The organism is Peribacillus sp. P4_C12 (assembly GCF_056402095.1).
Window position 1 is genome coordinate 1 of record NZ_JBFUIB010000964.1, and the last position, 929, is coordinate 929.

Annotated in this window: 1 protein-coding gene; it reads left to right on the top strand. The window is 40.3% G+C overall.

The window, feature by feature from the left end:
• Positions 1-322: 322 nt before the first annotated feature.
• The coding region (locus AC1DUW_RS30590; RefSeq protein WP_477644416.1) for a flavodoxin domain-containing protein at positions 323-929 on the top strand (607 nt) is incomplete at its 3' end.

A 929-nucleotide genomic window follows, 5' to 3' on the forward strand; every position in this document is an offset into this window, starting at 1 on the left:
ATTCTTAATAGTTGCAATTAATTATATATATTTTACTAATGATGTGCCTTTCGGTAAAGTTAATGAGAAACTTATTTTAGGAAGAATCTAGGATGGGGAAGGCAATCGCCCTTTATTCTGCTATTTTTTATTAATAGCGAGCTATGAAAAAGTGTTCCCTCCCTATCCCTATATGAACTGAACTTTCTAAATTTTTTTACAGTTAAAACCGACTTCGTCTATAGGAGTAAACGAGTTAATTTCATAGTTCTAAAAAATGTCTAAAACAACTCGTATAAGAATCAACTAAGATAAGTTTATATTCCTTTGTGAGGTGGAAAACGTGCAACTTCAGGTAAGTAACAGTCCTTTTAATCATGAACAGACAGAGCTTCTTAACAATCTACTGCCTAGCTTGACAGAAACACAAAAGGTTTGGCTGAGCGGTTATCTGACCGCGTCTTTGTCAGTTTTCAACGCAGAAACAGCTGACGTATCGGTAGCTCAACCCAGTGGGAAGACAATATCAAAAGAGGTTACCATCCTTTATGGTTCACAGACGGGAAATGCTCAAGGGTTGGCAGAGAATGCAGCAAGAAAGCTTGAGGATAATGGCTTTCAGGTAACCACTTCATCCATGAGTGACTTTAAAGTGAACAATTTGAAAAAAGTCCAGAATCTTCTTATTGCAGTTAGTACGCATGGAGAAGGGGATCCACCGGATAATACGTTGTCCTTCCATGAGTTTCTTCATGGCAGAAGGGCACCAAGCCTTAGAGATCTCCGCTTCTCCGTATTGGCGCTTGGGGACAGCTCATATGAGTTTTTCTGTGAAACGGGAAAACAATTCGATAAGCGCTTGGAAGAACTTGGTGGGACCCGGCTATTTCCGCGGATGGACTGTGATCTTGATTATGATGAGCCGGCTGCAGAATGGCTGGAAGGAGTAA